Source organism: Burkholderia sp. (assembly GCF_018375725.1).
Lineage (GTDB): Bacteria > Pseudomonadota > Gammaproteobacteria > Burkholderiales > Burkholderiaceae > Burkholderia.
Genome location: NZ_JAHACR010000210.1, coordinates 1 through 7,604, shown reverse-complemented (window position 1 = coordinate 7,604; position 7,604 = coordinate 1). Strand labels below are relative to the sequence as shown.

At 67.8% G+C, this 7,604-nt stretch carries 5 protein-coding genes and 1 pseudogene; 4 read left to right on the top strand and 2 right to left on the bottom strand.

Going from position 1 to position 7,604, the window contains the following annotated elements; all coding sequences use genetic code 11:
- A partial coding sequence (locus KH616_RS18430) for a phosphotransferase (RefSeq protein WP_292249155.1) occupies nucleotides 1-590 on the bottom strand: 590 nt, incomplete at its 3' end.
- 214 nt (nucleotides 591-804) lie between these two features.
- Here KH616_RS18430 and KH616_RS18425 point away from each other — a divergent pair.
- The 4 genes and pseudogenes from KH616_RS18425 to rsmA all read left to right on the top strand — a co-directional run bounded on the left by KH616_RS18425 (nucleotide 805) and on the right by rsmA (nucleotide 6,530).
- Nucleotides 805-3,168 (top strand): annotated as a pseudogene (locus tag KH616_RS18425) (LPS-assembly protein LptD).
- 73 nt (nucleotides 3,169-3,241) lie between these two features.
- A complete protein-coding gene (locus KH616_RS18420) occupies nucleotides 3,242-4,600 on the top strand; it encodes a peptidylprolyl isomerase (protein ID WP_292249152.1) in 1,359 nt (452 codons plus the stop codon).
- An 11-nt stretch (nucleotides 4,601-4,611) separates the two neighbouring features.
- Complete coding sequence (gene pdxA / locus KH616_RS18415; RefSeq protein ID WP_292249149.1) at nucleotides 4,612-5,616, top strand: 4-hydroxythreonine-4-phosphate dehydrogenase PdxA; 1,005 nt, start codon at nucleotides 4,612-4,614, stop codon at nucleotides 5,614-5,616.
- Between the two features lie 86 nt (nucleotides 5,617-5,702).
- Nucleotides 5,703-6,530, top strand: a complete 828-nt coding sequence (gene rsmA / locus KH616_RS18410; protein WP_292249146.1) for a 16S rRNA (adenine(1518)-N(6)/adenine(1519)-N(6))-dimethyltransferase RsmA — start codon at nucleotides 5,703-5,705, stop codon at nucleotides 6,528-6,530.
- Between the two features lie 54 nt (nucleotides 6,531-6,584).
- Here rsmA and KH616_RS18405 read toward each other — a convergent pair whose 3' ends face one another.
- Entirely contained in the window at nucleotides 6,585-7,520 is a 936-nt protein-coding gene (locus KH616_RS18405; protein ID WP_292249143.1) for a DMT family transporter, read from the bottom strand.
- Between the last annotated feature and the right edge of the window lie 84 nt (nucleotides 7,521-7,604).

The window sequence follows — 7,604 nt, the reverse complement described above, 5'->3', positions numbered from 1 at the left end:
ATGAAGCCTTGCGGCTGCGCGCGCGCGCTGTCGATCAGCAGCGCGAAGGTGCGGTCGAGCGTGCCGCGCATCGCGTCGGTCACCGCCTGGCCGAGATGCCGGCCGACGAACCATTCGGGCAGCAGCTCCATTTCGCGCCGCAGGAAGGTTTCGTCGAACGGCGGCAGCACGCCGGGCGCCGACGTGAGCTGGAAGCGGATCAGCGCGTCGAGCGCATCGCGCATCAGCGGCCGCGCGGCCAGCGGATCGGCGGGATCGAGCACCGACAGATACGACGTGCGGCCGAGGTCGGTGACGAGCATGAAGCCTGCATCGAAATCGTGCGCGAGGATTTGCGGCACGTGGACGTCCGCGTCGGCGAGCAGCTTCGCGACCTGCACGAACTCGCGGCATTTTTCGGGCGGCGGCGCGTCGACCGCGATCAGCGAGCCGCCGGGGCTCACGGCCGACGCGACGCGGAAGTAGCGGCGGAAGCTGGCGTCGGCGGAGGCGGGCGCGAGAGTGGCGAGATCGAGGGCGTAGCGCTCGGCGAGCGGGCGCAGCCAGGCAACGAGTGCGTCGAGACGGGAATCGGCGGATGGGGGCGTCATGAAACTCGGGGGAGGGAGGAACGTCTTGCCATATAATACCCCACGACTTTTTTGACGCGCCCCGTGTCAGCTCTCACCGCGCAGGCCAGCCGCCTGGCGTGCCGTTCGCCCGATCGTCTCCCCTGGTATGCGCTCAGCCGCAGTCACGGTCCGATTGCGCGGGCCGCGATGCGTGACAGCATGGGTTGACGAGGGGCGATTCGCCAAACGATAGATGCCGCCCAAACCGCTATTCCCGATTGTTTTCCCCGGTGACGGGGCGCCGCGCAAACGGCGGCTCGCGCTCGCGCTGCTGGCCGTGCCCGGCCTCATGCCGGCCGTGTCGCATGCGCAGCTGACGGGCGCGGCTGCGCAGCCGCAGATGCTCGACTCGCCGTGGGACCTGCGTCTCGCGCCCCAGCTCGAGGAGCATCCGCACAAGGAAGGCGCGAAGCCGGCGACCTTCGTGCTCGCCGACCATACGAGCGGCACGGCCGACCAGGATCTGGCCGCCAAGGGCTCCGCCGAGATCCGCCGCGGCGACGCGGCCGTCAAGGCCGACGCGATCCATTACGATCAGGACACCGACATGGCCGATGCATACGGCCAGGTCACGGTGATCAACGGCGGCGCGTCGTTCGCGGGGCCCGAGGCGCACCTGAAGGTCGAGGCGAACCAGGGTTTCATGGCCGCGCCGAAGTACCACTTCACCGTGACGGGCGGTTCGGGCAGCGCGGAGCGCGTCGACCTGCTCGACAGCGAGCGCTCGGTGTTCGTCAACGGCACCTACACCGCGTGCCAGTGCGAGACGAACCCCGCGTGGTACATCAAGGGCAGCCGCTTCGACTTCGATACCGGCGCCGACGAAGGCACGGCCCGCAATGGCGTGCTGTTCTTCCAGGGCGTGCCGATCTTCGCGAGCCCGTGACTGACGTTCCCGCTGTCGGGCGACCGGCGCAGCGGCCTGCTGCCGCCGACGTTCTCGATGAACTCGAACAACGGCTTCGAACTGTCGTTGCCGTACTACTTCAACATCGCGCCGAACCGCGACCTGACGATCACGCCGCGCATCATTTCGAAGCGCGGGGTGCAGACGCAGGCGACGTTCCGCTACCTGTCGACGAGCTATTCGGGCACGTTCACGGGCGAGTACCTGCCGCACGACGCGCTCGCGAAGCGTGACCGCTACGCGATCTACTGGCAGCACCAGCAGAACTTCGGCAACGGCTTCGCCGGCTATGTCTACTACAACAAGGTCTCGGACAACACGTATCCGGAAGACCTCTCGTCGCTGTCGAACCAGTTCGTCAACGGCACGCAGACGCTGTACCAGCAGGAAGCCGGGCTGACGTACAACAACGGTCCGTGGGCGGTGCTCGCGCGCTACCAGCACTGGCAGACGCTGCCGCCGTCGATCGCGCCGTACAGCCGCGAGCCGCAGCTCAACGTGAAGTACACGAAGTACAACGTCGGCGGTTTCGACTTCGGCGCGGAAGCCGATTATTCGCGGTTTCGCATCACGACCGGCGACACGACGCAGGGCGACCGGATCGTCTTCAATCCGTATATTGCGTACGGCGTCTACGGCCCGGGCTATTTTGCCGTGCCGAAGATTCAGTATCACTTCGCGTCGTACGACCTGAGCTACCTGTCGTCGGGCACGCCGAACGTTCCGAAGCGGTTCACCGAGTCGATCCCGACCGTGAGCTTCGACACGGGCCTGATCTTCGACCGCTCGGTGCGGCTGTTCGGCCAGGACTTCATCCAGACGCTCGAGCCGCGCCTGTACTACGTGTACACGCCGTACCGGGACCAGTCGAACGCGCCGCTGTTCGACACGGCGGAATCCGATTTCGGCCTCGCGGAAATCTTCCAGCCGAACACGTTCGTCGGCAACGACCGCATCGCGGACGCCAACCGCGTGACGGCCGGGCTGACGACGCGCTTCCTCAATCCGGCGACAGGCGACGAGCGTGCCCGCTTCGTGGTCGCCCAGCAATACTATTTCGCGGATCAGCGCGTGACGCTGACGCCGGGCCAGACGAAATCGCAGGTGCAGCACTCGGACCTGATCGTCGGCGCGGCGATCAAGCTGGGCGCGGGCTTCGCGTCGGAGACGGCGTTCCAGTACAACGCCGACAACCACCAGCTCGTGAAGTCGAGCGTCGGCTTCGGCTTCAGCCCGGAATTGCGCAAGGTGATCAATGTCGGATACCGCTACACGCGTGCGAGAACGACGCTCGACGGCCAGCCGATCAACCAGTTCCTCGTGTCCGCGCAATGGCCGCTGACGCGCCGTCTGTACGCGATCGGCCGCTTCAACTACGACCTCGCCGCCGACCGGATCGTCGATGGTCTGCTCGGCTTACAATACGACGCTGATTGCTGGGCGCTCGGGGTCGGTCTCCAACGGTACGCGAACGGCGTGAACACGTCGGGACAGCAGCATTCGTCCACCCGGTTCATGGCGCAGCTGACGCTCAAGGGTCTGTCGAGCGTCGACAACGGCCTCGTGGCCGCGTTCCGCTCGGGCGTGCCGGGCTATACGCCGCTGCCGCCCGCGCCGCCGCCGTTGGCCCGCTTCAGCAATTACCAGTAACGCCGCGGCGCCCGAGCGGCAGCCGCAGGCGCCGGCACCGGATCAGCCCGATTTCAATGGAGTCTCAGTGGCAATGAAGAAAACCCTTCGCTTCGCGGCAGTCGTATCGAGCCTCGCCTCGTCCGCCGCGCTGCTCGCACCCGCGCCGGCCGCGGCGCAGGCGCTCGGCTTGCACGGCGCCCGGCTCGCCGATGAAGTCGTCGCGGTCGTCAACAACGACGTGATCACGGGTCGCGAGCTCGACCAGCGCGTCGGCCTGATTGCGCGCCGGCTGAAGCAGCAGAACGCGCCGGTGCCGCCGACCGACCAGTTGCGCGCGCAGGTGCTGAACCAGATGGTGCTCGAGCGCATCCAGGTGCAGAAGGCCAAGGACGACGGAATCCGGATCGACGATGCGACCGTGCAGTCGACACTGCAGCGTCTCGCGCAGGCGAACGGCATGTCCCTCGACCAGTACCGTTCGCGGCTCGAGGCGCAGGGCGTGCCCTGGAGCATCTTCACGAGCGACGCACGCACCGAACTGATGCTGTCGAAGCTGCGCGAGCGCGAAGTCGACAGCAAGATCACCGTGTCGGACGCGGAAGTCGCGAGCTACATCGCGAGCCAGCGCGGGCCGAGCGCGTCGCAGCAGCAGGATCTTCGCTTCGAGCATATTTTCGTGAAGGCGCCGACCAACGCGCCGCAGACCGAGATCGAAGCCGCGCAGAAGAAGGCTGAAGGGCTGTTGCAGCAGGCGCTGTCGGGTGCGGACTTCGAACGCCTGGCGAAGAACAATTCGGAAGCGAACGACGCAAAGAAGGGCGGCGATCTCGGCTACAAGTCGCCCGCCTCGCTGCCGTCCGACGTCGTCGAAGCCGCGTCGAAGCTGCGTCCGGGCCAGGTCAATCCGACGCTGATCCGCGTGCCGGACGGCTTCGAAATCGTGCGTCTCGTCGACCGCCGCCAGAGCCAGGGCGCGTCGGCTGCCGCGCCGAAGATCATGCAGACCCACGTGCGCCACATCCTGCTGCGTGTCGGCGAGGGCAAGTCCGAAGGGCAGGCCCGCCAGCAACTGCTGGACATCCGCAAGCAGGTCGCCGCCGGCGCCGACTTCGCGAAGTTCGCACGCACCTATTCGCAGGACGGCTCGGCGTCGCAGGGCGGCGATCTGGGCTGGATCAGCCCGGGCGAGACGGTGCCTGAATTCGAGCGTGCGATGAACAGCCTGCAGGATGGCCAGGTCAGCATTCCGATCCGCACCGAGTACGGCTATCACCTGATTCAGGTGCTGAGCCGCCGCGAGGCTGAAGGTTCGGTGCAGCAGCAGATGGACATCGCGCGTCAGGCGATCGGCCAGCGCAAGGCAGAACAGGCCTATGCGGACTGGCTGCGCGAGCTGCGCGACTCGTCGTACGTGCAGGTCAAGCTCGGCGACCCCGGGCTGTCGAACTGAGCGCGCTGCCGATGACGTCGCCCGCGCTGCATATCGCGATCACGACCGGCGAGCCGGCGGGCGTCGGCCCGGAGCTGACCGTGCAGGCGCTCGCCGGCGCGGCGCAGCGCTGGCCCGATGCACGCTTCACGCTACTCGGCGACGCGGCGCTGCTCGCCGAGCGTGCGACGGCGGTCGGCGCCGACTGGAGCGCGCTCGTCGCGGGCGGGCAGGTCGCCGTCGCCGATCGTCCGCTCGCCGAACCCGCCCGCGCGGGCGAACTGAACGCGGCGAACGGCCGCTACGTGCTCGACCTGCTCGACGTGGCGATCGACGGCGCGCTCGCGGGCGAGTTCGACGCGATTGTGACCGCGCCGCTGCAGAAGAGCACGATCAACGATGCGGGCGTCCCGTTCACCGGCCATACGGAATATCTGGCGGAGCGCACCGGCACGCCGCGCGTCGTGATGATGCTCGCCGGCACCGGCGAGCGGCCGCTGCGCGTCGCGCTCGCGACGACACACTTGCCGCTCAAGGACGTGTCCGCTGCGCTGACGATCGACGGGCTGGTCGAGACGCTGACGATCATCGATCGCGATCTGCGGCGCGACTTCGGTCTTGCCGCGCCGCGCATCCTCGTGACAGGCCTCAATCCGCATGCCGGCGAAAACGGTTACCTCGGCCGCGAGGAGATCGACGTGATCGGGCCGGCGCTGGTGCGGGCGAAGGGGCAGGGCGTCGACGCGCGCGGGCCGTTTCCGGCCGACACGCTGTTCCAGCCGCGCTATCTCGCCGATGCGGACTGCGTGCTGGCGATGTTCCACGATCAAGGTTTGCCGGTGCTCAAGTACGCGACCTTCGGCGAGGGGATCAACGTTACGCTCGGTTTGCCGATCATCCGCACGTCCGTCGATCACGGCACCGCACTCGACCTGGCCGGCACCGGCCGCGCCGATCCGGGCAGCATGGTTGCCGCGCTCGATACGGCGGTCGCGATGGCGCGTCATCGCCGCGCGGCCGGCAACAGTCCGGCTTGACGGGGCCTGGCCGAGGCCCGGCCTGACGCGGCCCGGCCTAACGCGGCCCGGCCTGAATCCATTCAACGCATTTTTCGTTTTATCCGATGTCGAACAGCAGACAGCATCAAGGCCATTTCGCGCGCAAGCGCTTCGGGCAGAACTTCCTCGTCGATCACGGCGTGATCGACTCGATCGTCTCGGCGATCGGTCCGGCGCGCGGCCAGCGGATGGTCGAGATCGGCCCCGGTCTCGGCGCCCTCACCGAGCCGCTGATCGCGCGGCTGGCGACGCCCGAGTCGCCGCTGCATGCGGTCGAACTCGATCGCGACCTGATCGTGCGGCTGCAGAAGCGTTTCGGCCCGCTGCTCGAACTGCACGCGGGCGATGCGCTCGCGTTCGACTTCCGCTCGCTCGCCGCAGCAGGCGACAAGCCGTCGCTGCGCATCGTCGGCAACCTGCCGTACAACATCTCCAGCCCGCTGCTGTTCCATCTCATGACGTGCGCGGACGTGGTCGTCGACCAGCATTTCATGCTGCAGAACGAAGTCGTCGAGCGGATGATCGCGGAACCGGGCACGAAGGCGTATTCGCGTTTGTCGGTGATGCTGCAGTACCGCTACGTGATGGACAAGCTGATCGACGTGCCGCCGGAGTCCTTCCAGCCGCCGCCGAAGGTCGATTCGGCGATCGTGCGGATGATTCCGTACGAGCCGCACGAATTGCCCGACGTCGATCCGGCCGTGCTCGGCGAAGTCGTGACGGCGGCCTTCTCCCAGCGCCGCAAGATGCTGCGCAACACGCTCGGCGATTATCGCGAGACGGTCGATTTCGATGCGCTCGGCTTCGATCTGTCGCGGCGGGCGGAAGACGTCAGCGGGGCGGAATATGTCGGCGTCGCGCAGGCGCTGGCGGCGGCTCGCCAGGCCGGATGACCGCCGTGCCGCGCGCGGTGCCCGCAGGGTGTTTCCGTCACGAACGACGGGCGGCTACGGGCGCTTGCGTGCCGGCGCGTTGACGAGCGCGATGCCCGTCAGCACGAGCGCCGCGGCGGACATGAAGCGCCAGCCGACCGATTCGCCGAGCAGCATCACACCGAACGCGACGCCGAACAGCGGCGACAGGAATGTGAACACCGACAGCCGCGACGCGATATAGCGGGTCAGCAGCCAGAACCACGACAGATAGCTGACGAACGCGACAATCACCGACTGATACGCGAGGCTCGCGATCGACACGGGCGTGATGTGCGCGAACGTGATCTGGCCGAGCAGCGCCGCGAGCCCGAGCAGTACGACGGCCGATACCGCGAGCTGATAGAACAGCGTCTTGCTCGCGCTTGCGTGTGCGAGTCGTGTCGAGCGGACAACCACCGTCGTTGCGGCCCACATCGCGCCGCCCAGGATGCCGAGCGCGTCGCCGGCCAGCCCGGCGAGCGCCGACGCGCCGGGCGCGAGCGGCTTTGTAAAACCGTCGGCGAACGCCAGCGCAATGCCGGCGAATGCAAGGCCGACCCCGATCCACTGTGTGCGCTGGATGCGTTCGCCGGGGGCGAACAGGTGCAAGCCGAGCGCGGTGAAGCATGGGGCGGTGTACAGGAAAATCGCCATCCGCGACGCGCTCGTCAGCGTCAGGCCGAAGAACACGCAGATGAACTCGCCGGCGAACAGTGCGCCGGCCGCGAGCCCGGCCGTGAAGGTGCCGTCGGCGCGAAACAGCGGCGTGCCGCGCATCGCCGCCCAGCCCCACAGCAGCAGCGCCGCGATGGCCGAGCGCAGGCCAGCCTGGAACATCGGCGGGATCGCGGCGTTCGTGCTCTTGATCGCGACCTGCTGGAAGCCCCAGATCGCGCATAGCAACAACATCAGCCCGACCGCGCGGGTGTCGAGTGCGCGTCGTGCAGGGGCGGCGGCCAGCGTGCTCATCGGCGCATCTCGCAGGGATGGACTGTCGGAAGCGGTGTCGGGCAGCTGGCGCGTTCGGCGCGCTTGCCCCGGCGTGGGCCTGCG

What these genes read in the sequence shown, in the direction of transcription:
- pdxA (WP_292249149.1), top strand. Translation starts at nt 4,612, where the DNA reads ATGACGTCGCCCGCGCTGCATATCGCGATCACGACCGGCGAGCCGGCG.
- KH616_RS18420 (WP_292249152.1), top strand. Translation starts at nt 3,242, where the DNA reads ATGAAGAAAACCCTTCGCTTCGCGGCAGTCGTATCGAGCCTCGCCTCG.
- KH616_RS18405 (WP_292249143.1), bottom strand. Translation starts at nt 7,520, where the DNA reads ATGAGCACGCTGGCCGCCGCCCCTGCACGACGCGCACTCGACACCCGC.
- rsmA (WP_292249146.1), top strand. Translation starts at nt 5,703, where the DNA reads ATGTCGAACAGCAGACAGCATCAAGGCCATTTCGCGCGCAAGCGCTTC.